The following is a 26899-nucleotide window of genomic DNA, read 5'->3' on the forward strand; positions in this document are numbered from 1 at the left end:
AGGCAAGATTAAAAATCAAAAAACAGAAAAAATCGCCAATAACTGGCTACAAGTAAAACTTTTATAGGGAAAAAAGGCAATAGCAAACCTAAAAACAAGAATAAATCTCTAAAGTATTTTTTATAACTAGTGATTACTGTCAGTAAAATAAGAATATGCGCTATATGATTTGAACAAAAAACAACCAATTAAACCATTATTTATCTTATCTTTTAAATCGATTATGGTTTTGCAAAGCGAAATATAGGTTTTTTAGAAAACAGAAATTTTTAATAACCCATCACAAATATAGAGAGATTCATTTTTTAAATAAGAAGGAGCGACATATCTGGCGGTGATAATGATATGTTGGATTGGGTCGATAAGAACGGCTGTTTGCCGCTCTCATCGAGGTATGTCACGTCTTTAATGAAGTGTTTTAGCTGTTTTTTTGTCTGATACAATCAATACAGGAGGCAGGGTAAAAGAGAATTCGCTCCCCTTGCCTAACTGACTGGTTATCATTAATTGGCTATTATGATGCTGCAAAGCGTGTTTGACGATCGCTAAACCAAGCCCCGTTCCTCCCCCTGTTTGGCGAGACCTCGCCTTATCAACACGGTAGAAACGTTCAGTTAAACGTGGAATATGCTCTGGGGGGATCCCCAACCCATTATCAGCAACGCCAAAACGTGCCCCATTATGTGTTTTCTGCCAACTGACTTGGATCGTTGTCCCTTCCGGTGTATGCATAATGGCATTATAGACCAAGTTAGCCACCGCACTACGAAGCTGCTCTTCATTACCGTAAACATACAGCTTTTCATCAACCATAAATTTAAACTGTTGCCGCCCTTGGCTTAAACTCATCGCTTCCTGTTCAATCATTTTTAAAATTACAGGAATATTTACCTGCTCATCTAAATTAATATGAGGCGCCACTTCAATGCGAGATAACTGTAACAGTTGTTTAATCAAATTATCCATTCGATGCGCCTGCTCTTGCATTACCGTTAACGCTTTTTTGTTGGCAGCTGAGGCATTTTCTTGATCATCTAATACTTCAAGATAACCTTGGATCACCGTTAGTGGTGTGCGTAGTTCATGGCTGACATTCGCAAAAAAGTCTCTACGTGCTTTTTCTAATCGGCGCTTTTCCGTGACATCCCTCGCAACCATTAATAGCTGACCTTCGGTATAGGGTAAGACACGAAATTCAACAATAGCGCCACTGTTTAGCTCTATCGTTAACGCTTGTTCATAGTTTTGTAATGTAAAATAACGGCTGAAATCTGGATAGCGTAATAAATTAAAAATCGGTTGCCCGCTATCTTCCGGCCAGCGAAAACCTAATAAATGTTGAGCATGGCGATTACACCAGAAAATATTCCCTTCAAGAGTCATCATTACGACAGCATCAGGGAGAGATTCTGCGCCACTGCGAAAGCGTTTGATCAACTGCCCTAATTCACGCCGACGTTTTCGGTTGCGCTGCTGAAGCTGATAGATCCCATAAAAGATTGGCTCCCAGCCGCCTTTACCATCAGGGGGCAGCATGCTCCGATCAAGCCATAACCAATATGACAACTTCATCAAGTTATAACTGTGCCAAATCAGCGCTGCGGTCAATGAGATGACTAAAAGCCATGCAAGATGGCCGATAAAAATCGATAAGATTAATGCAGGTAAGATGAATAAAAACAGCCCCCAAATTAGCTGTTTCCATGATAGGCGTTCAAGCACTGGTATCTCCTGTTATTGATCAGTAACGCACTGAGAAGCGATAACCAGTACCACGCACTGTTTGAACCATTTTATCATGCCCTTCAGCCTCCAAGGCTTTTCTGAGGCGGCGGATATGCACGTCAACCGTTCTATCTTCAACATACACATTCGCTCCCCATACATAATTGAGTAACTGCTCGCGGCTATATACTCGTTCAGGGTGAGTCATAAAGAAATGCAGCAGCTTATACTCCGTCGGCCCCATATCAATAGGAGTGTCATTACTGCTGACCCGATGAGACGTTGGGTCTAGTGTTAACCCGTTCATTTCAATAATGTCTTCTGTTGCCATCGGGGAAATACGGCGTAGAATGGCTTTCACACGAGCGACGAGCTCTTTGGGTGAAAACGGCTTTATTAGGTAATCATCCGCCCCCACTTCCAATCCTTTTACGCGGTCCTCCTCCTCCCCTCTTGCGGTTAACATCATCACAGGAATATCGCGCGTATCACTGTCACGTTTCATGTGTTTAATCACTTGAATGCCTGAACCACCAGGGATCATCCAGTCTAATAAAACAAGGTCGGGTAATGGATCAACTAACTGCGCGATGGCGGAATCATAATCATCAGCTTCAATCGACTGAAAACCATTCTGCTCTAATACAAAACAAACCATTTCTCGGATGGGCGCTTCATCTTCAACCACTAGAATGCGTCTTGCCATGATTAATCCTGTAAATAAGAAGAGATCATTAAAAGTGAAAGCATTATGCGTCACTTTTATGACAGAATTATGAATACCGTCATCAAATAACAATAATCCTTTCTATATTAGCGGTAAATTGTCATTTAAGTGAAACATTCTCGTCATACTTTACATTGTCGCGCCTGCTGCTTCGCCTATCGTTATCACATTGAATTGTCTGCTTGTTCAGAGATCCCCTTAAAGGGTCATGATAGGGTATACTGAGCATAGTATACATATAAAGCCGTAGGAAGGGGCCTTCATGCGTATTATCCATACCTCTGACTGGCACCTTGGCCAGTATTTTTTCACTAAAAGCCGCGCAGCCGAACATCAACAGTTTTTAACTTGGCTTATTGAGCAGGTCAAACTTCATCAAGTTGATGCCATGATTGTTGCGGGAGATATTTTTGATACCGGCTCCCCCCCAAGTTATGCCCGTGAGCTTTATAATCAATTTGTCGTCTCGCTACAGCAAACAGGTTGCCAATTGGTGATCCTAAGTGGTAACCATGACTCTGTTTCCGTCTTAAATGAAACCAGTTCACTGCTTGCCTATTTGAATACGGATGTCGTCACTTCAGGAGCAACGCCCCATGTGATCACATTAAAGAATGCACAAGGGCAACCCGGAGCACTGTTGTGTGCGATCCCTTTTCTACGCCCTAGAGATATTCAATTAAGTGTTGCAGGACAGAGCAGTGAAGAGAAGCAGCTATCATTACAAACAGCCATTCGTGACTATTACCAAGCTAGCTATCAGCTTGCCGAGCAGCAGCGGCAAACTATGGGGTTAGATATCCCAATTATCGCAACGGGGCATTTAACGGTTGTCGGGGCTGAATTGACGGAGTCTGTGCGTGATATCTATATTGGTACTTTAGACGCATTTCCCTCTGCCGCTTTCCCTCCGGCTGACTATATCGCCTTGGGGCACATTCATCGTCCGCAAGTTATTGGTCAACAGCAACATATTCGTTACTCTGGTTCACCGATTGCATTAAGCTTTGATGAAGCGAACCAACAAAAAAGTGTTTGCTTAGTGGAGTTTGATGGCCGCGAACTGTCGCAGATCCACCAACTTGCGATCCCAATTTTTCAACCTTTGCAAACACTAAAAGGGTCACTTGCAGACATTCAAAAGCAGTTACATGCACTCTCTATCGAGCCAGATACGCCCCCAGTTTGGTTAGATATCGAAGTCGCTTCACAGGACTATCTTGCTGATATCCAACAACGTATTAAAAGTATTATCAAAGGCTTACCCGTTGAAGTTGTATTGTTACGCCGTGCACGTAAACCACAAAACCCCCAACAAGCTCTCGCTAATGAAACCTTAAATGAGCTTACCGCCGAAGAGGTATTTTTGCGTCGTTTAGCGGAAGAGTCGCTAGATGATAAAGAAAAAGAGCAGCGCTTATTAGTACTCTTTAGGCAATCTTATGACGCTTTGCGTGCTGAGTTAGAGGGAAATTCATGAAAATCTTAAGTCTACGCCTAAAAAATATTAACTCTCTAAAAGGCGAATGGAAAATTGACTTCACCCAAGAGCCGTTTGCTAGCCAAGGATTGTTTGCGATCACAGGCCCTACTGGAGCGGGTAAAACCACCTTACTAGATGCTATTTGTCTCGCACTCTATCACCAAACACCTCGTTTAAGTACGCTATCCGTTAAACAGAATGAGCTTATGACACGCCATACTGGCGAGTGCTTGGCTGAAGTGGAATTTGAGGTCAAAGGTATCGCTTACCGCGCATTTTGGAGCCAACGACGAGCCAGCAACAAGCCAGAAGGAAAATTACAACCGCCAAAAGCCGAGCTAGCGATTGTCAGTGACGGCAAAATCATTGCGGAAAAAGTCAGTGACATACGAGAACAAATTGTTCAGATCACAGGGCTAGATTTCGGACGGTTTACAAAGTCTATTTTGCTTTCACAAGGGGATTTTGCCGCCTTTTTAAATGCGAGCGAAAAAGAGCGAGCCGATCTGTTAGAAGAGATCACCGGCACGGAAATTTATAGTCAAATATCCAGCTATATCTATCGCCAGCACAAACAGGTCAAAAATGATTTAGAGATTTTAAAAGCTCGAGCGCAAAGCATTCATTTGCTCACCGAAAGCGAACATCAAGCCCTCATCGAACAACAAACCGTATTAGCAGACCAAGAAAGGCAGCTTAATCAAAAACGAACGCGAAACCAACAAGCGTTATATTGGCAGCAACGCCAACAACAGTTAACTGCCCGCTTACATCAGTTAGAGCTTGATCAACAGCAGGCTGAAAAGGCATATCAAGACGCTGAGCCTCAGTTTAAAAAACTCTCAGACAATCTGCCTGCCGAAAATTTGCGTCCTTTATGGCAGGATGTGGAACGCCAACAACAGGCATTAAATGAATTATTAGAGAAGCAACAGAGCCTTTCACAACAGTGTGAAAATAACACTCAACAACTTGCGCCTTTACAAGCACAACTTGCTCAAGTCCAACATGAGCATAGCCAGCACCAAAATTATGTTCAGCAGCAAACCGTGTTGATCGATACCCACGTTCGCCCATTAGATAATGCGACTCTTCATCTACACCAACAGATTAAAGAAATTTCAGAACAAAAAGAGCAATATCACACGGAATATCAATCGAAGCACAGCTTAATTACTCGAACCCAACATCAAGCTCATTTGGACCGTGAAGAGTTACAGCAAATTGAACATTACCTACAGCAACATCCCCAAGATGCGGCTATTACCCAACAAATAGGTTTATGGCGGCAACAAGGTCAATTTATTGATGAATTGAGTCAAAAAGTACAAGCCTTAGAGCAAAAACAACAACTACTGCAACAAGAGCAGTCAGCATTAGTTAGCGAGCAACAACAGCAAATTGAGCAAAATGCCCAAACGCAGCACCAACTTGAACAGGATACTGCGGCATATCAACTCGTTGAAAGTCGCTATCTAGAGTGGCAAGAAAAACAAGATATTGAACAACTTAATCAATCAATAGAACAGCTACACACCAGATCACAACATGCCCAACTTTTACCTTTATTGTTATCTCAATGGCAAGAGCAGCAAAACCAATTAAAAATCAAACAACACCAGCAAGAGGAGCTAACCCAATCAATTTCTCAGGCTGAAAAGCAGCTCCAGCTAACTGAAATACAAATTACGCACCTTCAGCCTCATTTAACAGATTTGAATGTGCGGTTACGCTTAGAGCAGAAAATCGTCAGTTTAGAAAAGGAGCGCCAACAACTTATTGCGGGTGAGCCTTGCCCACTTTGTGGCTCTACCGAACACCCTGCAATTGAACAATATCAATCTGTAGAGCCAACGCAAACTGAACAGCGCTTAATCGCATTAACCAAACAGTTAGAAGAGCTTAAGCAAACGCAAGTCACTCAACAGTCGCTACTGCAAAGAGAAATGCAGCGCCAAGCAGAAAATCAACAGGCACAACAGCAGCTTATAGCTCAAGAGCGTCAGCTGCGAACACAATGGATGACCGCGTGCCAGAAGGCTCTCGCCCCTGAACTGACCACGACTCATGCTGCCGTAGAGCAGTTGCTCACGGATATCCAAAAACAGTTATCAGAGAAACAGCAGTCATTACAGGCGTTCACCGCCCTCGAACGTGAATATCAACAACTTAAACACCGATTACATGAGCAGCAGTCATTAAATAAACAGCAACAATCCTCGCTCGCCTTGCTTACTGAACGAATTAAGCATCAGCACCAACTTATTGATGAAACACAAAAAGAGCATGTCGTACACCAACAGCGCCATAATCAGCAGCAGCAACAGCTCCACGGGGCTTTGGCTGAATTTAGGTTGCCTGAAAGCAAAAGTTTTGAACAGTGGTTTACGTTACTAGAGCAGCGTGGTCAGCTATATGCTGCGAAAAAACAAAGTGCGCAAGATATTAGCCAAAAAATAGCGGTCGCTGAGGCGACGTTGCAAGTTGAGTTAGCTCAACAAACCCATTTAAGTAAACGGCTAGAAAATACGCAACAGCAATTGCAACAGTTACAACAACAGGTTGAACAAAAACAGGCGGCACGGCAGCTATTACTTGATGGGCAATCTATTTCACAATTTATGGGTCAATTGCAAGATCAGCAAAACAAACTGGCTCATCAGCAACAACAACTTAATGAGCAGGTCACGCATCATGAAAAACACTTAGCTTCTCTAAAAGGCAGCCTTAACGAGGTCATCACGACGATAGAAAAGACACGATATCAGTTAACCACAGCACAGCAGCGCTTCGAGCATGCCCTTTCGACTAGCCCATTTGCAACACAGCAAGCATTCTTAGCCGCACTATTATCGCCGGATGAAAAGCTGCAACTTGAACAATTGCAACAACGATTACTCCAGTCACGTTTACAAGCGCAAACCCGTTATAAAGAAGGTGAGCGCGCACGACAAGAACATTTGGCCCAAAAGCCCGATGATCATATTGAGGTAAGCTTGGAGGAGTGGCAGCAAGCAATTACTCAGCTTGATGAGGAGATTAAAAATCTCAATAAACAACAGGGGCAGATCTTCAGCCAACTCGAAGCAGACAAACAACAACGTCACCAACAACGTGGCTTATTACAAGAAATCGAGCAGAGCCAATCCCACTATGAAGATTGGGGATATCTCTGCGAACTGATTGGCTCAGCGGAAGGAGATAAATTCCGCCGTTACGCGCAAGGGTTAACCTTTGATTGCCTCATTTCTCTCGCTAATCTGCGCTTGGATAAGCTACATGGTCGCTATTTGCTAAAACGTAATCATAATGCGGATCTGGAATTACAAGTGATTGATGGCTGGCAGGCCGATACTATCAGGGATATTAAAACCCTCTCTGGCGGAGAAAGTTTCTTAGTCAGCCTAGCGCTTGCTCTCGCATTATCGGATATGGTGAGTAACAAAACTCAACTCGAGTCTTTATTTCTCGACGAAGGCTTTGGCACACTCGACCCTGAAACATTAGATATTGCCTTAGATGCGTTAGAAAGCCTGAATGCATCCGGAAAAACGATTGGGGTAATTAGCCATGTTGAAGCGATGAAAGAGCGAATTTCTGTACAGATCCCCGTGAAAAAGACCAACGGTTTTGGCTTTAGTGAATTACCTAGCCGATATCGTATCCGTTAAAATATAAATGGCGCTTTATCATAGGAACAAGGCATTCCTAGATAAAAGCGCCTTACCACATCAATCAAAAATTTCTTTCAATTTTCTATCATGAAGGGCTGATAGATGCTCCCCAATGCAATCATAAAAAATAACAATTTGTATTTAATTGATTTTAATAAAAAACAATTAAATTGACTCAGCCGAAAAATTTGAACCTTACCGTTAATTTTTTTTTCTATGATTTTCCCTTCACAGCGCTATAGTAATACTTAACAAATAGCTAGGAGACTCACATGTCAAACGCATTTATTGAAATGATTAAAAATCGTCGCACTATTTATAACCTCGGCGATGCATTACCAGTTTCTGAAGAGCATGTTACAAAATTAATTAAAGAAGCAGTAAAACATTCACCTTCTTCTTTTAACTCACAAACATCACGTGTTGTGATCTTATTTGGCGCAGAGCATAAAAAACTGTGGAACATCACCAAAGAAACATTGCGCGCCATCGTGCCAGAACAGGCATTTGCAGCTACTGAACAAAAAATTGATAGCTTCGCTGCGGGTGCTGGCTCTATCTTATTTTTCGAAGATATGGCGGTCGTGAAAGGCTTACAAGAGCAATTCCCACTTTATGCCGACAATTTCCCAATCTGGTCAGAACAAGCCAGCGGTATCGCACAATTTGCGGTATGGACAGCCTTAGCGCAAGAAAACGTCGGGGCATCACTGCAACACTATAATCCACTCATTGATACTCAGGTACAAAAAGAGTGGGGAACACCTGATAATTGGGTACTACGTGCTCAAATGGTATTTGGGTCAATTAATGCTCCTGCGGGTGATAAAGACTTTATGGATGATGAAATTCGTTTCAAAATCTTTAAATAATCAGAATAAAATTCGAATAAAAAGCCCTTGTTGATTAAAACAAGGGCAAATCACCTGCCAAATAATGTGATATATCACTTTTCAATACCAGCCAACACCAAGGGATCCGATTATTATTGATATGCAATATCAATTAGTTATTCCACAACCCATGCTATCAAACGCTAATCCTTTAGAATATAAAATCAATTAATAGCAATCTAATAAAATTTCATATTGATAATCTCTATTAGATACCGACTTATTGTCGGTATCTATCTATTTTTAGCTATCTTTTTAGAATATTACACTAAATAAATTAGTTTAAATTTCATACTGTTACAAAATAAACTAAATAAAATCGATATTTTATTAGCATAAATCATATTTTTTACTCGTATTTGAACTAAACTAGTCAGTGAGAATTTTGTAACGCGCTACTCGTGTTATTTAACTAGCGCTAGTTCAACTAGGAGGTAGAAGCAATGAAATGTTTATCCTCAATTGTAACAGTGACTGCTTTACTCATTTCCAGTTTTACTTTTACCCATGCTGCAACCAATCGAATCGGAGGTGGAACCATTACTTTTATTGGCTATGTCTATGAGCCACAATGCGCAGTTAAAGTATCCAGTAGCGAACAAATTGATCTTGAATGTTTCCGCAATGGTAAAAATATCACCAAAACCAGTTCACTTAAAAATGCCAAAAAACTCAGTTCTGATTTTGTAAAAGTCGAATATAATCAATTCAACAATAAACCCACTCTAAATGTGACCTACGATTAATGCTCTTTATTTATTAAAAGAGTTAGCGAAATCTTGCTAACTCTTTCAACGATACTAAAATTAACTAAGCTTTTATTTGATAGTTAAATTTAATTAGTATTTAACGTTATGGTCATTTTACTGTTTGCTTTACCTGGTTTAATTGGCTCAGTTCCATAACGAACATAGCGTGCTGTAAAGTTTAATAGCAGCTCATGTGTTGCAGCGCCTGTCGTTGGCACAGAAACGCTAGTCCAATTATTTGCTGTAGGAATTGGTGAATCAATTGCTCCTAAACGAAGTAGTTTATTTCTCTGCCCCGATGAATTTAATATTTCTATCGCGACCCCTTTTGCTGTCGAGCCTAAATTAGGATCTAATAATAAATAGTCAACCTCATTCATAGCCCTATTTTCTTCACCAGGTGCAAAACCATAACTAATTTTAGCCCCTTTCTGACATTCTAATGTGAAAGAAAAAGGAGTAGGAGTTGATGGAATATCATTTGATGAATGGCTACCTAAATAAACGGTTGATGTCGACGATTTCAAACCACAAGTTGTAACCTGACGTCCCCCGACTGGACGCTGACGTATTTTAAAAAAAGTGTAGCCTGCGGGTTCATAGTTATTATTTATCGTATTATTGATCCCAGGGCCTTTGAACCCAACAACCCCTCTATTAACGACCCCAACGGTACCTAACGAGTTACCACTGACATTTTGCTGAGAGCGAACCTGTTCAATAGAAAGACCCGAAAAATGTTTCAGCTTAATATTAATTTTTTGTGGGTTATCAGGATCTATGTCATATGCCATAGGCTTCGCATTCACCACATTATCAAATTGATATGAAGCATCTCTATTCATACCTAGAAATAGTTCAAAAGCCATTCCTTGAATATTCGTTCCCCAATATTTTATATTGTCATACGTAAACGCGGGAGCGGCGTTATCGAAAATATAAGTTTTAGGTAAATAGTATATTTCAAAAATAGAGGATGCATCAGCGATATCACATTTAAAAACGACACGATCTGGCGGAGCGCCCATTAATGATGCCATTTGAGTGCTCGTTATAGAATCAAAAGCAATTCTTGTTCCAGCAGGCTGAAATTGTAACCCATATATACTGACGTCAACCTTAGAGCCAATACTCACTTGTGTTCCAGGTATCCCACCATTTTGGATAATACAAGTGGAATTTGCTGTTCCAGCGAAAAATAAAATCATAAAACCAATTGATGTTATGGCTCGTTTAGATATAAACATAACGCCCCCAAAATACTTGTTAACGAATAAGTCTTCTTTAAAAACTTATGGGTAAATTAATAAAAAACATAATGATTAATAAGCCCAACACTGAATAGTTAATCTTTAAAAGATACTAATTTTCATATTTTAGAAAAGTATCGAAACTTATTAACCCTAAAAACCGTAAATTAAATAAGGCACAGTAGCACTTTAAGAAATCATTTCTTCTTAAACAACATACAACCTTAATAAAAATAACAAACAGATTCAGAAATAGAACTATTACTTGAGATGTTATAATCAAATTTACAACGTTGATGACTACCTTCACCCCATTTAACAATAACTGTTCCTTGTTCAGATTGAGAATTAAAATGTACTAAGCCACCTTGCCCAACTAAACCAATCTTATTATTATTTTCATCATAAATATCGGCACCAAACGGCACTGCTTTTTTATCTTGTAAAATAATACGATAAGTAATGTTGTTACCTTTTTGTGTATTAAATTTCACTAATACCGCAGACCCTGCATAAGGTGCTATCTTGGCTAAGTTATTATCTAATTCAACATCTGTATCCATATTTTCTGTATTAAGATACAGTGTATTATATTGATAAGGTACTAATGAAGGTACAACGGCTTTTCCGCTATCATTAATAACAATATTACTCCATGAGGCTACTGATGCACCTTCCGCTTCATTAGCTTCCACAATCGCAAAAGTATCACTTAAATAGCGAGACGGAATAACGCCACCTTGATAAGCCACTAATGCACCACTTGCTCCCACCGATAATGACTTGTAATTATTACCTTGTGAATAACCCGCGTTTACAGAAGCCGAAGAGAAATCTTTCTGAATATTTCCAGAGAAGCTACTGTTTGAATTACCAATATCACTCGCTGTCGCGTTCCAAGAAATAGAATTATCTTCACCGAAAGAGCTACTAATTGTCGTATTATTTGACCAACGATGATCTGAATCAGAACGTGTTATGGAGCTACTTAATAACGTATTCTGTTCTGGATACCAAAGTGAGAATGGTACAGAGACGTTAAACATATAGTTATTATCTCCACCCTGATCGCCATTTCGATACATTTTTATATAGGTAAAGCTATAACCAATACCTTTAAAGTTATTCATATAGCCAGCTTGCAATTGCTTAGTATCTGGCAAATTATCACGCCAAGTTTGCAATGAACCACTGACATACACAGTACCATAATCCGCTAAATTTTGGTTAACCGTTAATACATATTGGGAACGTCTTGGGTTAATGCTTTCGCCATTAAACAAATAACTATCACGATAAGAACTTGCTTCATATAAGCTTAAATAGTTCTGCGATTCATAACGGTAACCAGCTAACGCAATATTTGTACCAGTGGCATTAATGTCTTTATTCCACGTGACTCGCGCACGAGCACCGTTATAAGTACGTTTATTGTCTAATTCAGCTTTTGAGCTTGCCATATCAAAGCTAAATGCACCGACTTGTGTATTAACCGCAAAACCTAATAACCCAGATTGGTATTTATTGGAGTACTGCACCCCTGCAAATGGCGTTAGAATATTACTTAAACCATATTTTATTGTTGATTGAGCAAAAATATCGGAAGAAGTATGATCACCCCGTAACTTACCACTCACAATGCTATAATCAATCTGACCCGGCCTTAATAAACCTGGTACCGTTGAGAATGGCACGACAAACGTGGAAACACTTCCATTTGCTTCAGTCACTTCAACAGTTAAATCACCGCCATAACCTGTTGCATAAAGGTCATTGATCGTAAATTCACCGGGAGAGACATTCGTTTCGTATATTACAAAACCATTTTGTATTATTCTTACCCGAGCATTACTATTTGCAACCCCCCTAACTGTTGGCGCAAACCCTTGCATTGATTGTGGACGCATTCGGTTATCAGTCGCTAATTCAGCACCGGTATACGAAAAGCTATCAAATAGGCTTCCATCGGTAAAAGATTGCCCAACCGTTAATTCACTTTTTATTTGTGGAATAGCTCTCTGAACATACGTTCTGATGCTTTCATGATGAAATTTATCATCTTCATTGTATTGCAAATTAGATTGATGGCGAATTCTAAACAAGCCTAAATTAAGCCCAGCCGATATATTTCCGTAAGCAGAATGTTCGTCCTTACCATGACTACGAGTACTATACCCATTAAGGTTATAGTTCATAAAAAAAGCAGGAACCCCTTCATTAAGAGCACTGATTGGTACAGAGCCGCGTGCTGAATACTCCACCATTGCTTGAGGAATTAAAATATCTAATCGTAATATATCTTGCTTTAAATTAACTTGAACATCTTTTGATAATGATTTTAAGTCTTCACATTCACCATTAGACTCTATTAGCCCTAAATATTCTGGTTTTATGTTAAACCCATCAACATCTTCTTTGGTTAAACAAGGAACAACACGTCCCTGTTCATTTTCATAAAATCTAATCTCTTTATTATAAAGAAATTCATTATTTAAATATAAATCGACATACCAATTACCTGGAGTAATTTGGTCTTCTGTTAATTTATCTATTGATATATCTTTAGCATTACCTAATAAGAACCCCTCATTGTAAGAGTATTTCTTTTCATTTTGGTTTTCTTCTACCGCTAATGCAAATCTACCATACCCTAAAGACAAAGAAACAAGAACAAAAAGTAATTTTATTTTCATAGCAATACCATTTATTATAAATTAGACTCGTAGGAATCTAAGCCACCATAATCATTAATGACTGAGTAGCTAACTTTTTTTGCATTAATAAAATCATTGGGTATTGCTACACCTTTTCCTCTATTCAGATAAATATCAGAGAATGGCGCAACCATATTCCCTTCTAAGCTTAACTTTCTATTCCCTTCAGATAATGTAACATCCTGAAAAGTAATAAACCATGGCGAGTTATTTTTAACAAGCAACTCATTTCCTTTTGCCGTTTTCTTTATTGAGAAAGAAAGTTTTTCATTAACCTGTGCAGGCATTTTAATGTCTGTTGGTCGATAAAATAATTTCACTCTTGTTCGAATGGCAATTTGCATTGTATTCTTATTTTGAGAAGCAGTATCTTCATTCTCAGGTGGAATTTCTAACACGTTCAAATAAAAAATAGACTCTTTATCTTTTGGTAAAGAATCACCAAGATAAGTTAACCTTAAATTTTGACCTGCTCCAGCAGACATTTTAAATATCGGTGGTGTAATTGAAAATGGAGTTTTAATATTTTCAGGTAACTCATTAGGATCTCCATTATCTAGCCAAACTTGCACCAAAGCTGGCCATTTATTATCATTAACCTACTGTACTGTTTTACTTTTAGATTTTTCATTATATATAACACGAGTGCCATTAATAATAACGCTGGCATACATGGATGTTGATACAATGAATAATGAAATAAATAAAACGATTTTATTTATGATAGATAGCCTAGTTATCATAATGACCTAACCCTACTCTAAGTTGTAATAATTTAGTCTTTTATTGATCTGCCAGGGGAATGAATTCCCCCGGCAGAATTAACTTATTATGGATAAGTCAATGTATAGTTAACTTGTGCTGTAACAGCACCTGGAGCGGTTACTACATCTTTCGCATAATAGAATGCTTGGTATGCCAATGTAGCTGCACCATTAACGATTGGCTGGCTACCTGCTGGCGCGCCGTTTACTTTCGCAGCGTTACCAGCTTGGTCTGCTAAACCGATCTGTACGTTAGCAGGTGCAGTTGTTGGGATAAGATTACCAGTTACTGCATCACCACTTGTCAAACTTTCGAAGTTTGCTGCTACATCAACACCACTAACGCTACAGTTAGCCAGTTCGATAGTGAATGATGTATTACCTGCTGTTGCACCAGCAGAACTCAATGCAGTAGTCGATACTGTTGGCAGAGTGACTGTGAAGTCACCACCATTACCCGTAGTGACATCACAAGTTGTTGCAGTGATTTCACCGTTGAACGTAATAGTACCATCTGCCGCTAATGCTGATGCCGAAATTGACGATGCAATGAATAAAACTAAAAGTGATTTTTTCATATTTAACCTTTGTTAAGATAAAACAATTCCAATCCTTTATTATTAAAAATAAGGACAACTGACTACACATTTAAGTAAGAGCTAAATCCATTTAAGACAACATTCCAAAAACTAAATAACTAAAGTATTCGCGACAAATATATTTTTATCGTAAATAGTTTTGTCATAATCAGACAATAACACGACGATATCTACATTAAAGGCATTAGCAAATTTTGCTAATGATTCGACATCAATTCTATTAACTCCACGTTCAAATCTAGAAATTTGCTGTTGGCTTATTCCTGTTATTTTACCTAATGCTTCTCCACTCCAACCATTTTGCAATCTCAGTGACTTTATTCTTTGCCCAACAGACAATGAATATTTATATCTTTCATTTTCCATATGCGGGTACCTCTGAATTTATTATTCACACATTGATTCAGATTAGTTCTTGTCAAATATATTACGTATCCATAATTTAAAAACAAATAACACCACTCACGAAAGAGTAAAATATATTATGAAAATAAAAATAGAAACTAGAATTATCGGAAGTCAAACAACGCCAATAAAAACATAATGTTAATCAAATATCCCAAACCAGAATTAACATCTGATTTAGAAATCAACAAGCAATTAAAGAAGATAAAAAAACCACTTAATGTTGAAAAATCGACATTAACACCAAAAAAATCAATTTTATGTATTAATATATATCAACCTATTTGCATTTTTAGATTATCATCATTAATACTCGCAATTAGAGTAACTCATTTATATTAAAATTTAATCATAAATCAATCATCAATAATAGAAACTAGAAATAAAAAAGTGCCCCCTTTCACAATTTAAAATTGTGTAAAGTTACCTATTTAATTACATAACTAATATTTACATTACATTATCTTTGGATTTCATCTTGAAAAAGCGTCCTTTATAGAAAATCATTTTTTGAATGATATTATAAAAAATGAGTTCATCTTCTTTTTTTAGAAAAATTTCATATTAAAAAAATGAATATATTGAACAGAACTTTTTGTAATGAAAAAAAATTAATTAACATTAAAAATATATAAAAAAATTAATATTTCTCTTATTGTTTATTTCATTCTTAGATAGAAACACAAACACAATTAGACTAACCCTTTTGTTATATATCAGAATTGTATCTCCTATTTTCACCGCCTATTAATGATGTTTTTCAGCTTTTATCTTTAATAACGAGGTAGTGATTTTTATACCTTCAATAAAAAAAGCCCCATTATTATTAAAATGAAATTAACAATAACGAGGCTTTTAATGATCAAATTTTAATAATGGTACTAAATTCGATACTGCTTATTTCTCAGTTAAGTCTATTTGGTAAATAGCAAAACCAATATCATCAGTGCCTACCTGTTTTAATGGGTATTGAGCATTCTGCTGAATGAATTTCGCAGCTTTATCACTCTGAGAGGTTTCAAAACGAATATCGAGAGCCTTATCTGTTTTAATTGGCAAGAATGACCAATTATTATCAGCTCTACTGGTAACCTCACCGTGTTCTTTAGAAACTTTCGCAATATAAGAGGCCAATACGGCACGGTTTTCATCTGGGGAAGCAAACGCAATATGATTATCGCCCGTTCCGGCAAATTTACCGCCGTATGCTCGATAATTATTGGTTGCAACTAAGAAGGTAGCTTTCGGGTCTATTGGTTTCCCTTGATAAGTGACATGCTTAATTCTATTCGCCTGTTTATTGACTAGCTGGCAATCTACATCATATTTTGCAGGCTCAGTGAGGTCGATTTGATAATTTATCCCACTGATAGTGTCAAAATTATAAGTTCTAAAGCCATCCCAGTTAATTAAGCTTTGCGGTGATGTTGATTGAGGATCAATACGGTTAAACATACCCGCTGAACACTCCAGCCACTCGACCACTTCGGCACCTGTCGCTTTCACAACCACTAGTGTATTTGGATATAAATACAAATCAGCGGCATTGCGGAAGGTTAGATCTCCTTTTTCAACCTCAACAAATTCGTCAGGCGCATTTTTACGTCCACCTACTTTGAATGGAGCAGCTGCAGACAATACAGGCAAGTCAGCAAGGTCAGGGTCACCTTGAATATAATGTTTCGTATAATCAACTTGCGCATCATTCACTATCTGTACCGTTGGATCGCTTTGAACTAATGCCAAATAGCTGTACATATTATCGGAGGCTTTTCCGATCAATTTCCCAACAAACTGACGTGTATCGTTATGAGGTTTATCAATGATCTTCGCTAATTCATCATCACGCTCAACCAGCGCTTTTTTGTTGGCTTTATCATAAACGGGTCGAGCATGCGCATTCGCATCAACAACTTTCCAACTGCCGTCGTCATTATTGACGACTAAGTCGACGACACCAAGGTGATCCCCCCATTGGCCTGGCATCACCGCTGGGATCCCGTTAACGGTACCTTTGGTAATATCAACACCTTTAATATTGGCGAAATCTTTACTTGGAAATACCCCATGAGAGTGACCAAACATAATCGCATCTATTCCCGGTACTTCACTCAGATAATAAACAGAGTTTTCAGCCATTGCCTTATAAGGCTCTTGTGAAAAACCGGAGTGAGGGATTGCCACCACTAAATCAGCACCTTCTTTTTTCATTTGAGGCACAAATTTTTTGGCGGTTTCCGTAATATCGTTGACCGTCACTTTGCCACTAAGATTGGGTTTATCCCAAATCATAATTTGTGGGGGAACAAAACCAATATAACCAATTTTTAAGTTATGGGTTTTTCCATCACGATCTTTGACGGGAGTATCAACAATAATATAAGGAGTAAAATAGTTTTTACCCGTTTTAGCATCGATGATATTGGCGTTAACATAAGGGAATTTTGCCCCTGCAATTGCCTTTTGCAGATAATCTAAACCAAAATTAAATTCATGGTTACCAAAGTTACCTACAGTATAGCCCATTGTATTCATTAGACTATGAGCAGGATGTGACTCCCCTTCCTCAAGGCCTTTTGCTGCCATATAATCCGCTAAAGGACTGCCTTGAATTAAATCACCATTATCAACTAAGACGGCATTTGTCACTTCACCTTTAGCCGCCTTAATTAAACTTGCAGTACGCACCAATCCAAATTGATCCGTTGGTTTATCCTTAAAATAATCGAAATCAATCAAGTTGCTGTGTATGTCAGACGTTTCCATAACACGTAAATCAACTGTTGCGGCATTGGCATTGAATGCCACGAATAAAGCTAATGCTGATAATTTAAAAATAGTATTCACCGTAATTCCCCTTACGTTGATTTGTGCAAAATAACCCTTGCTTATATTCTCTGTAAAAATAGTACAAACAGCATTACATATAGTGAATGTGTGCGTTCTATTCGTTGATATTTCGATAAGCGTTGATAAACAGTGCCTCTCTTGTCCATCGAAGTCACTGTTTATCTTAATAAGCACTATTTAATCATATATAAGTCACAAAATTATTGACGGTACATAACTATTTAGGCCAAAGCCATGCAGCCCCACGCACCCCACTTGAGTCACCATGAATGGCCTGCCGAATTGGCGTATCACATTCACGACCGAATACCCAGTTTTTCACCAGTGAAGGTAATGTTTGATATAAGCCTTCGACATTACTCATTCCACCACCGAGCACAATGACATCGGGATCGAGCATATTGATAACTTGAGCTAATGCTCTAGCAAGCCGAGATTGGTAATGTGTCATTGCGGCTATTGCATGTGGATCCCCAGACTTCATCAATTCGATGATTTCTGAACCTATTTTGGTTTCACCAGACAATTTACGATAGTCCGCCATAAAACCTGTTCCAGATACGAATAGTTCAGTGCACCCTGTTAGCCCGCAATAGCATTGCTCTTCTTGAAGAAACAATGCGTCTTGGCTGTCTTGCCAAGGCAATGGATTATGGCCCCATTCCCCCGCGACCCCATTACCACCAGAATGAACCTGACCATTGATCGCAATACCAGCACCACATCCCGTACCAATGATCACTGCAAATACCACTTTTGCCCCTTTGCCTGCACCATCAACGGCTTCTGAAACAGCAAGGCAGTTAGCATCGTTGGCGACTTTTACAGGCCGCTCAAGTATTCGCGCTAAATCTACATCAAAAAATTGACCGTTGAGCCATGTGGAATTGGCATTTTTCACTTTACCTGTCACAGGTGATAGTGTCCCGGGGATCCCAACTCCCACACTTCCTTTTCTCGCCGTGGCCACTTCGGCATCATGAACAAGACCTGCAATCGCATTTAACGTTGCGTTATAGTCTCCTCTGGGCGTCGCCACGCGCTTTCTAAATAGAGTTTCGCCATTATCATCTAATGCAATCACTTCTATTTTTGTACCACCAAGGTCAATTCCAATTCTCATCATCACACCCACTACTTAGCTATTTTCTATATCATTGCCTGTATACCCTATCGATTTCAAGCGATTAGCGACAAAACTGAGGCCTATAAACACAACAAATACGCCAAGAAGGCATTTTTTTTCGCTTAATAACCGACAATTCGTTATCATAGCCACCGGCTAAAACAGGTAATCCATCAACAAAGGTAGGTTTTTCATGTGGTTCAAGAATATATTGGTCTATCGTCTGAATCGTGATCTGGCTCTCAGTGCTGACGATCTGGAAAGACAGCTTGCCCCTCTGGCCTATCATCCTTGTGGTAGTCAAGACATGATGAAAACGGGATGGGTGTCACCCATGAAAGGTTCTGATGCTTTGACCCATGCCGCGGGTAACCAAATACTGATCTGTGCCAAAAAAGAAGAAAAAATGCTGCCTTCCCCTGTCATCAAACAGGAGCTACAAGAAAAAATCGAAAAACTTGAAGCAGACCAAGGCCGTAAACTGAAAAAAACAGAAAAAGATTCTCTTAAAGATGAGGTTGTCCATGCCTTATTACCAAGAGCATTCAGCAAATACAATAAAACCTACATTTGGATTGATACCGTCAATCAATTGATTATTGTTGATGCCGCCAGCGCTAAACGTGCAGAGGATAATTTAGCACTATTGCGTAAAAGCCTCGGTTCACTGCCTGTTGTGCCGCTAACTTTTAAAGATCCTATTGAGCTAACGTTAACCGAATGGATCCGCTCAGGCTCTCTGCCTCAAGGTTTTGCCGTAATGGATGAAGCAGAGTTAAAAGCCATTCTAGAGGAAGGTGGCATCATTCGTTGTAAAAAGCAGGATCTGATTTCTGATGAAATTGCGACCCATATTGAGGCTGGGAAATTAGTGACTAAACTGGCTTTAGACTGGGAAGAACGGATCCAATTTATGCTGTCTGATGATGGTTCACTGAAAAGACTAAAATTCAGTGATACATTAAAAGAACAAAACGATGATATCGGTAAAGAAGATTATGCTCAGCGTTTTGATGCCGATTATGTGCTTATGACAGGGGAACTGAGCGCCCTGATTGCACGCCTTATTGATGTTCTCGGCGGTGAAGCTGAACATTAATCGATGCCATATCCCCAGATGGCAGCAGACGATCCACCGTGTTGCCATCACTTTTTAGACCTCGCTAGCATTGCCACTATTAATTCATTGACTGCCTACTCAATCTCTGGTGAATTGAATTACATCTTGATAACAAAATTATCGCAACGTTTATTTGTTAAATAAAAATAACTAAACGAATCACGTTAACTATCAAAATAAGGTCAACTTCAATCGCAGGAATTGTTATGAAAGAGCTCATCGAACCCGAAGTGGATGAACATTCAGTTGTCACGCTACAAAAAATTACGGCAGATAATTTTTCGGAAATTTGCCTACTCAGCCATACGCTCAGCGAAGCACAACGCGGTATGGTAGCGGATAATGCCTATTCTATTGTTGAAGCTCAATTTTCCGATTGTGCATGGTATCGCGGTATATATGCTGACGATGTTCCCGTTGGTTTTATTATGCTGCATTCGGGGCTAGATGATGACGAGCTTGAATATGATGGAATTATGCTATGGCGCTTTATGATAGCAGAGCCTTATCAAAAATTAGGCTTTGGTCGCGAAGCCCTTCTTCAAGTGATCCGCTATTTAAAAAAGAAAGGTTATCCACGACTTTATAATAGCTGTGGCGAAGGAGAAGAAAGCCCGTTTGAATTCTATAAAAAGCTTGGTTTTATTCCTACAGGGGCTTATTTAGATGATGAATGTGAACTTGTTCTTGATTTAACTAACTGGCAAGAAGAACCGTGATTTAGCAAATAGGGGGATTGCCACCTATTATTATTTAATGATTAACATGGCAATTCATAAGCCTATAATGCCAATATCTCTCTGAGGCGGGAACCTCGAAGCTCACTTCAGCAGATCATCTAACTCATTCAGGTTGCAGCAAGGCGGCAAACGAGCAGATCCCTAGAAGCATACATAAGTATGTCACTAGGGTCTGTGGAAGCCGCCAACAGCGCTGCAACTTAAAGTATGGCAAGTATCGTTATTTCTGGATCAAATAACGTATAGTTGGTCCATCTTGCTGAATATCCAGCACGGTATAACCATAATTTTTGGCATCCAAAGGGATATTATTAATTGATTGTGGGCAATCACTGACCACCTCTAATATTTCCCCTTTTTTTAAGGATGGCATCGCTTCCAATGTCGCTACGGCCGGATAAGGGCAAGGCTCCCCGACCATATCTAATCGATAGTCAGGAATGATTTCTTTATGACTCATACAACCTCCGCTGATGTTGAAACTGGTGATTGACGTTTACGGAAAAAATAGCGTTCCCACACCAACATCAAGATAAATGCTAAAGCTAACAACAGATAAGTCACCGCTAATCCCCCTTGTGGACCAAAGGTTTCTAGCAAATTCACTTTATCGAAATCTGTTGCTAACCAAGGGCCTAAATCATCCCAATAGTAAGCAAGGATGGTTGCTCCGATAATATTACCGAAACCGACCCACCAATAATGGACTTGCCCTTCTACGGCACGGTACATCCAGCCCGTTTCACAGCCCCCCGCAAGCACAATACCAAACCCAAACAATAACCCGCCAATAATGGCATTCGGGCCAGCCCATAAAATTTTTGGCGTTGCACCTAATTGTACATAACTAAAAATACCAATTGCGCTCACCGCCATACCAATAATAATGGCTTTTGCCATATGTGTTCTTCCGGTGATCCATAAGTCACGAAAAGCGGAGGTGAAACAAATTTGTGCTCGTTCAATAAGCAAACCAAACCCAATACCGCATAGAATGGCGATACCTAATACGGGCGCATCCCATAAGGTATAAAAGCCCCACGCGATCGCGACTAAAAAGATAGTCATCCCTAATTTAAAGCGTTTTTTTGCCACATCTAGGTGTTGTGTTAATGGAGAAGCAGCAGAGACTTTTTTGAGCTTAACAGGGATCCTGAACATCGGCATTAATGTGAATTTAGCACCGAAATAGGAGCCTACTGCGGTTGCGATAGCAAAATACCATGCGTGCAGAGAAAACTGAGGGATCCCAGTAAAAAATGCGGCTAAGTTGCACCCCATCGCTAAACGCGCACCAAAACCAGCGATAATACCGCCAATAATTGCTTGGAAAATACGTATCTTGTGTTGTGGCATACGTAATTTTACGTTATTTGCCCATAACGCAGCCGCAAAACACCCCGCAAACATACCGATGATCATCACACCATCAATTCTATCTAGGGGGCTACCTTCTAAGCCAATGACTTTAAAATATCCCCAGTTTTCGGGTTCAGCACCGAATAACTGCATGATATGCCCACCCCAACGGGTGAATTCACCAGTAACAGCCCAGAATGTACCTGTTAAACCAAAGTAATAGGTGGATAAGATCCCTGCCGCAATAACCGCAGGTAGAGGTTTCCAAAAACGGATGAGATAGTGAGATTTAAACTCAGACCAAGTCATTTTAACGTCCAATTCATTCGCGCCAGAACCTGGCAGAGAACCCCGCCGTTGTATAGCATGCCCGCTTCACAAGCCCCCAATGGTTGCAAGAAAGCAAATTGGCATATTCCCCACAGCAGATAGGGATAACATCATACTCCGATAATTAGTTTCGGGAAGCTATATGCTATAAATATTTCACGGTCTATCCCTTCAATCGCTGATTTTTACAGCAGATATAATAACCTATCGAAAATAAAAGGATGGCTCGCAATACCCTAGGTTGATTATATTGCATCTCAGGTTTTTCCATTAACATGAAGATTTTTGAAAACTTACATTAACTTTATGTTTTATAAAAGAAATTTAAGCAAAAAAAAAGCGTTATCAGAGATAACGCGGGAATGTGTAGTCTTATTTTATCTATAGTAGAGGAGTATAATATGAAATTGCCGTATAACGGCGTTGCATGCTATGCGTAGTCTGAAGTCAGCCCATTTGACTCCAGTAATAACATTTATCAACTTAAAAACGCATTCATCCGTAAGTTAAAAAATAATACGATATAGATCATTTTTACTAACTCAAATTATCAAGATGACTTTATTTTTCCCTAGTTTGGCGAATAAAGAAAATAAAAAAATTTGAAAGATGAAAAGTGTTTAAAAGTATTTCTAAATGTTATTGACCGCATTATAACTCAACATAATTGTTGCGCAAGTGTTTTTTTCATTTAACTAAAATTTCAGCGTAAATTCAATTTTAATGAATAAAATCATATTGTTACACTATTATCGTTAAATATAAAAAACATAATTATATATTTTTAATAATAATTTACATAAATAGCGACATCTTTAAAATGTTACAAAACAAATTATTCAATTAACTCTTCTTATCTAGATAATAATTAACATTTAATTGTTAGATTTATTTATATAGATATCATAATTTGAATAAGCATTAATCTAATTTATTTCATTATCTATTCTACTCAATAACACTTGTAATGGATAAATATAATCTGTATTTATACTCTCAATAATATAATCAGAATTTTATATGTAAAACAAAAGGTTATAAAAGATAAATAAAAAACCCTTTATCTACGCAAAAATAAAAAATACGCGTAATTACTTAAATACTCACAAAATAAAATAACATCCTAATAGAAAAATAGTTTATTTTTAATAATCACTTATTGAGAAACTAGGCAAAAAAAGATGTGTTAGTGGACAAAAAAAAACCATACAACTCAACGGATAAATCACAAAGAAGTCATAAAATTAATTCAAAAAACTAATCATTACTCGCAATACGTCATACCGAATCAAGAAAAAAATTGTGACTTAGGCACCTCAATGATGCAGTTTAGTGCCTGTAGATTTAAACCCTCAATAAAAAACGCACCTTATCACCCCCACTATATGTAAAGGGATAAAGTGCGCTTGCTATAGAAAAAGATACTAGCGAACTACTTAGACGCCGCCGCTTCCATGCCTACTAGGCCAATTTTAAGATACCCTGATTGACGCAATGCATTCATTACATCCATCATTGTTTCATAATCAACACTCTTATCCGCTTGGAAGAAAATTGTGGTATCTTTATTCGCATTTGTTGCCAGATCAAGAGAGGCCGCTAACTGCTCTTTTGTTACAGCTTGGTCTCCTATGAATAATTGGCTATCCGCTTTTACCGTCAGAAAGACCGGTTTTTCTGGACGTGGTTGCGGTTTCGCTGTCGAAGCAGGTAAATCCACTTTGATATCAACCGTTGCCAAAGGAGCGGCAACCATAAAGATAATCAACAGAACTAACATAACATCGATAAACGGTGTTACGTTGATCTCGTGCATTTCACCACTATCGTCTTGTTCGTCACCTAAACGCATTGCCATAATCGTTACCTTGCTTTGCTATTTGCCAGATCCAGATCGCGACCTAATAGTAACGCAGCCTGTGCTGCAACATCACCGACCTGACCACGGTAGTTATTAATCATTCTGGCAAAAATGTTATAAATAACAACGGCAGGGATTGCTGCGATCAAACCAATTGCTGTTGCTAATAATGCTTCCGCGATCCCTGGAGCAACAACGGCTAAGTTAGTGGTTTGTGAGTGAGCAATACCAATGAAGCTGTTCATGATCCCCCAAACCGTACCAAACAACCCAACAAACGGAGAAATCGCCCCAATGGTGGCTAAATAACCATTTCCACGCCCCATATGGCGGCTAATTGCAGCGATTGAACGCTCAAGACGGAACCCTGTGCGATCTTTAATACCAGAAAGATCTGTGCTTTGTGCTGACAGTGTTCTTTCCACAACCGCTTGTTTTAACAATAAACGGGTTACACTGTTTGCCTTAAAACCTTCAGCGATGCTCATTGCCTCATCTAACGATTTGACCTTATTAAGCTGTGCTACTTCAGCTTTTAAACGACGGCGCGCTGCCAATAACTCGATGCCTTTAGAGAAGAACAAGGCCCATGTAATCACTGATGCCAAAACCAGACCAATCATGACTGTTTTAACAACGTTATCTGCATTTTGGTACATACCCCAGACCGATAGGTCCTTATCAAAGCCACCTTGGTTTTCGGTCGCAATCTCAATACTTTCGCTAACCACTGGTGTTGTTGCACCATTTTCTGCTGCGGCTTGAGTTTGTGCCGGTGCTGTTGCCGATGGGGTATTTGTTTCAGTCGCCGGTGCCGCTGGTGTTGTTTGGGCTGACGCTGTGGATGTCGCTGGGGTTGTTGCTGGTGTGGTTTCAGCATTTGCTGTCCCCAACAGGCCTATCGCCAATAGAATAGAAGCTGTTAGTTTACGCATCAGTTGGCCTTATACTCTCTTTTTCTGTGTTCTATTAATAAATTCGTGCCGATGATTTCACGTTCACCGACTAACCTATAAAAGCGAAATTGACTCGCCCAATTCATCTCTTTTTTCAAAAGATGGTGCAGATAATATCAAACGCTGCGCGAATTGATAGTAATTATCATTACTATTCAATATTTTTTTCATATTTCTTGCGCTTTAACAAATATGCCCTCAACAACAGTGAGACTATTACTGAGTGACATGAAAAAAAATCCGATTGGACGTTTACACTTGTACATCTTCAACAAAATCATTTAACTTCAAGTATTCTCTTTTTGTTTCGTATCGCTCAGGAGCAGCTAAAGGACGCAATATGGCTAAGATCAAACCAGAAACTCAACTCGTGCACCTTGGTAGAAACCCTGCTTTTACTCAAAAAGGCGTGAACCCTATAATCCAGCGCACCTCATCCGTAATATTCAACACCCTTGCTGAGAAGCGCCATGCGACACAAAACAGAGCCAATTCTGTACTTTTTTATGGGCGTCGTGGAACACAAACTCACTTTGCATTTCAAGAGGCGATGACGGAATTAGAGTGTGGTGCAGGTGCGGTACTTTATCCCTCAGGGGCGGCCGCAATCACCAATGCACTGTTATCTTTTATCTCTTCGGGAGATCATATTCTTGTCACAGGCTCAGCTTATGATCCCACACAAAACTTTTGCGATAAGATCCTAACAAAACTAAACGTTACAACGGACTATTTTGATCCGATGATTGGAGCTGGTATCGCTGAGCTTATCCGTCCTAATACTCGAATAGTCTTTTTAGAAGCGCCCAGTTCTATCACTATGGAGATTCATGATCTCCCTGCTATTGTGCAAGCGATACGTCAAAAAGCCCCCGAAACTATTATTATGATTGACAACACTTGGGCCGCGGGCGTGTTATTAAAACCTTTATTATTAGGCATCGACATCTCTATCCAGTCTGCGACTAAATATATTAATGGTCACTCGGATGGTATGTTAGGCGTTGCCGTTGCTAATGAGCGCTGCATTGAACCCCTTCGCGAAAACTCTTATTTACTCGGTCAGACTGCCGATCCTGATACGGTATATATGGCCGGTCGCGGCTTACATACGTTAGCAACGAGACTCAAACAGCATGAAACCAATGGCTTAGCTGTTGCTCAGTGGTTAGCGCAGCGCCCTGAAGTTGAACGGGTTTTCCATCCCGCGCTTCCTTCTTGTCCGGGGCACTCATTCTTTGTTCGTGATTTTAGTGGCAGCAACGGGCTATTCTCTTTTCAATTAAAATCACGCTTATCCCAAACACAGTTTGAAAATTTCTTAAATCACTTCAGCCATTTTAAGATGGGGTATTCATGGGGAGGTTATGAATCTTTGATTTTGGGATACCAAAAAGAAGATCTTATCAGCATGCGTCAGTATGATTTTACCCCCAATGAGGGTACTTTTTTCCGTATTCATGTTGGTCTGGAGCATCCCCAAGATTTAATTGATGACCTCACATTGGCATTTGAACGTATCCAATAATGGTGTTTTGTTACACGCTTTCATCATCGACCCAAGATGAAAGCGT

General features: G+C 39.3%; 20 protein-coding genes and 1 pseudogene. 7 read left to right on the top strand and 14 right to left on the bottom strand.

The genetic code is table 11. From position 1 onward, the window contains the following. Window positions 1-405: 405 nt before the first annotated feature. Together phoR and phoB are read right to left on the bottom strand one after the other, a co-directional pair. The gene (gene phoR, locus PR833_RS06165; RefSeq protein ID WP_004926950.1) at window positions 406-1722 is read right to left on the bottom strand and encodes a phosphate regulon sensor histidine kinase PhoR; all 1317 of its coding nucleotides are present in this window, start codon (window positions 1720-1722) and stop codon (window positions 406-408) included. A 19-nt stretch (window positions 1723-1741) separates the two neighbouring features. Then, window positions 1742-2431: a phosphate regulon transcriptional regulator PhoB gene (phoB, locus tag PR833_RS06170; RefSeq protein ID WP_014656785.1), complete on the bottom strand. Its 690-nt coding sequence runs from the start codon at window positions 2429-2431 to the stop codon at window positions 1742-1744. Between the two features lie 283 nt (window positions 2432-2714). Here phoB and sbcD point away from each other — a divergent pair, with 283 nt between their 5' ends. From sbcD to PR833_RS06190, 4 genes are all read left to right on the top strand, one after another. Next, window positions 2715-3932 carry an exonuclease subunit SbcD gene (gene sbcD / locus PR833_RS06175; RefSeq protein WP_272525970.1) on the top strand — a complete coding sequence of 406 codons (1218 nt, stop codon included), beginning with the start codon at window positions 2715-2717 and terminating at the stop codon, window positions 3930-3932. Continuing rightward, window positions 3929-7606, top strand: a complete 3678-nt coding sequence (locus PR833_RS06180; RefSeq protein WP_272525971.1) for an AAA family ATPase — start codon at window positions 3929-3931, stop codon at window positions 7604-7606. The genes sbcD and PR833_RS06180 overlap by 4 nt, the downstream gene beginning before the upstream one ends. Window positions 7607-7881: 275 nt before the next feature. Next, window positions 7882-8481, top strand: a complete 600-nt coding sequence (locus tag PR833_RS06185) for a nitroreductase family protein (RefSeq protein ID WP_004926931.1) — start codon at window positions 7882-7884, stop codon at window positions 8479-8481. A gap of 464 nt (window positions 8482-8945) precedes the next feature. Then, on the top strand, window positions 8946-9248 hold the full coding sequence (locus tag PR833_RS06190; RefSeq protein ID WP_004926928.1) for a hypothetical protein: 303 nt from the start codon (window positions 8946-8948) through the stop codon (window positions 9246-9248). 89 nt (window positions 9249-9337) lie between these two features. Here PR833_RS06190 and PR833_RS06195 read toward each other — a convergent pair whose 3' ends face one another. From PR833_RS06195 to mak, 8 genes and pseudogenes are all read right to left on the bottom strand, one after another. Next, window positions 9338-10498 carry a fimbrial protein gene (locus tag PR833_RS06195; protein ID WP_004926924.1) on the bottom strand — a complete coding sequence of 387 codons (1161 nt, stop codon included), beginning with the start codon at window positions 10496-10498 and terminating at the stop codon, window positions 9338-9340. 227 nt (window positions 10499-10725) lie between these two features. After that, on the bottom strand, window positions 10726-13194 hold the full coding sequence (locus PR833_RS06200; protein ID WP_014656788.1) for a fimbria/pilus outer membrane usher protein: 2469 nt from the start codon (window positions 13192-13194) through the stop codon (window positions 10726-10728). 14 nt (window positions 13195-13208) lie between these two features. Continuing rightward, window positions 13209-13502: a fimbrial biogenesis chaperone gene (locus PR833_RS06205; protein WP_272525986.1), complete on the bottom strand. Its 294-nt coding sequence runs from the start codon at window positions 13500-13502 to the stop codon at window positions 13209-13211. A 15-nt stretch (window positions 13503-13517) separates the two neighbouring features. Next, window positions 13518-13799 (bottom strand): annotated as a pseudogene (locus tag PR833_RS06210) (fimbria/pilus periplasmic chaperone); the annotation flags it as partial. 245 nt (window positions 13800-14044) lie between these two features. Then, window positions 14045-14557 (bottom strand): fimbrial protein, encoded by a 513-nt coding sequence (locus tag PR833_RS06215; RefSeq protein WP_004926913.1) that lies wholly within the window; start codon window positions 14555-14557, stop codon window positions 14045-14047. Window positions 14558-14668: 111 nt separating this feature from the next. After that, window positions 14669-14944, bottom strand: coding sequence for a helix-turn-helix domain-containing protein (locus tag PR833_RS06220; protein WP_004926910.1), 276 nt, complete (start codon window positions 14942-14944; stop codon window positions 14669-14671). Window positions 14945-15880: 936 nt separating this feature from the next. After that, window positions 15881-17830: a bifunctional 2',3'-cyclic-nucleotide 2'-phosphodiesterase/3'-nucleotidase gene (locus PR833_RS06225; RefSeq protein WP_014656790.1), complete on the bottom strand. Its 1950-nt coding sequence runs from the start codon at window positions 17828-17830 to the stop codon at window positions 15881-15883. A 220-nt stretch (window positions 17831-18050) separates the two neighbouring features. After that, window positions 18051-18956, bottom strand: a complete 906-nt coding sequence (gene mak, locus PR833_RS06230) for a fructokinase (RefSeq protein WP_014656791.1) — start codon at window positions 18954-18956, stop codon at window positions 18051-18053. A 196-nt stretch (window positions 18957-19152) separates the two neighbouring features. On the opposite strand from mak, the gene rdgC reads away from it, so the two are divergent. Both rdgC and PR833_RS06240 read left to right on the top strand, forming a co-directional pair. After that, window positions 19153-20058, top strand: coding sequence for a recombination-associated protein RdgC (rdgC, locus tag PR833_RS06235; protein WP_004926895.1), 906 nt, complete (start codon window positions 19153-19155; stop codon window positions 20056-20058). A gap of 227 nt (window positions 20059-20285) precedes the next feature. Continuing rightward, the gene (locus PR833_RS06240) at window positions 20286-20798 is read left to right on the top strand and encodes a GNAT family N-acetyltransferase (RefSeq protein ID WP_004926889.1); all 513 of its coding nucleotides are present in this window, start codon (window positions 20286-20288) and stop codon (window positions 20796-20798) included. A gap of 241 nt (window positions 20799-21039) precedes the next feature. On the opposite strand, the gene yedF is transcribed toward PR833_RS06240, so the two are convergent. The 4 genes from yedF to exbB form a co-directional block, all read right to left on the bottom strand. Beyond that, the gene (gene yedF / locus PR833_RS06245; RefSeq protein WP_004926886.1) at window positions 21040-21279 is read right to left on the bottom strand and encodes a sulfurtransferase-like selenium metabolism protein YedF; all 240 of its coding nucleotides are present in this window, start codon (window positions 21277-21279) and stop codon (window positions 21040-21042) included. Beyond that, a complete protein-coding gene (gene yedE, locus PR833_RS06250; RefSeq protein WP_014656793.1) occupies window positions 21276-22487 on the bottom strand; it encodes a selenium metabolism membrane protein YedE/FdhT in 1212 nt (403 codons plus the stop codon). Before yedE ends, yedF begins: the two co-directional genes overlap by 4 nt. Window positions 22488-23940: 1453 nt before the next feature. After that, window positions 23941-24366: a TonB system transport protein ExbD gene (gene exbD, locus PR833_RS06255; RefSeq protein ID WP_004926875.1), complete on the bottom strand. Its 426-nt coding sequence runs from the start codon at window positions 24364-24366 to the stop codon at window positions 23941-23943. A 5-nt stretch (window positions 24367-24371) separates the two neighbouring features. Beyond that, window positions 24372-25304, bottom strand: coding sequence for a tonB-system energizer ExbB (exbB, locus tag PR833_RS06260; protein WP_249890674.1), 933 nt, complete (start codon window positions 25302-25304; stop codon window positions 24372-24374). 361 nt (window positions 25305-25665) lie between these two features. Between exbB and metC the strand changes: the two genes are divergently transcribed. Beyond that, a complete protein-coding gene (gene metC / locus PR833_RS06265; protein WP_040132821.1) occupies window positions 25666-26853 on the top strand; it encodes a cystathionine beta-lyase in 1188 nt (395 codons plus the stop codon). Window positions 26854-26899 lie beyond the last annotated feature (46 nt).

It is taken from the genome of Providencia sp. PROV189, assembly GCF_028480065.1.
Lineage (GTDB): Bacteria > Pseudomonadota > Gammaproteobacteria > Enterobacterales > Enterobacteriaceae > Providencia > Providencia stuartii.